The sequence below is a fragment of the Vibrio sp. 1288 genome (assembly GCF_033344475.1).
This window is the reverse complement of sequence record NZ_JAWPOX010000823.1, coordinates 1-590: the sequence shown is the minus strand read 5'-3', so window position 1 is coordinate 590 and position 590 is coordinate 1. Positions and strand designations below refer to the sequence as shown.

Below are 590 nucleotides of genomic sequence, written 5' to 3'. Positions count from 1 at the left end.
AAGTATGTGGGGGAAGCATTTGGTCTGCGTTTTTGGTGTGCAAAAATGAAAAGGAAATAAACATGTTGAGAAACTCAACAAAGCCTCAACTCAAGGAAGCGTCGCGCGCAAAATCCATCTACTTTATGACGTGGCGATGGCATTTCTACGCAGGATTATTCGTTATCCCATTTATGCTCATGCTGTCCGTCACCGGACTGGTGATGCTGTTTGATGATGAGATTGAACTGGCTCGTTATGAGACTACGCTAAAAGTGGTGCAGCAAGAGCACAAAGTACCAGTGTCCGTCCAGTTAGAGTCGGTTAAGCAAGCCTATCCCGATTTCAGCGTTACTCAATTTGTGCCTGCCAAAACAGCGCATCTTGCCAACCGGTTTTCAATTAAAGCGGAAGATGGACGTTCGCTCGTTGCTGCAGTCAATCCATACACGGGCGAGGTTCAAGGCACTATTGATCGCTCAGACAGCGTTTATGAGCTGATGAATAACATTCATGGCACCTTGCTAATTGGTGAGCTTGGCGATCGTTTAATCGAAATATCAGCCAGCTTAGGTATTTTACTGTTGGTGTCGGGCTTGTATCTCTGGCTT

At 45.9% G+C, this 590-nt stretch carries 1 protein-coding gene; it reads left to right on the top strand.

Features of this window, described 5'->3' with window-relative positions; all coding sequences use genetic code 11:
* Positions 1–62 precede the first annotated feature (62 nt).
* On the top strand, positions 63–590 hold a 528-nt coding region (locus tag R8O11_RS29575; RefSeq protein ID WP_318195172.1), incomplete at its 3' end, for a PepSY domain-containing protein.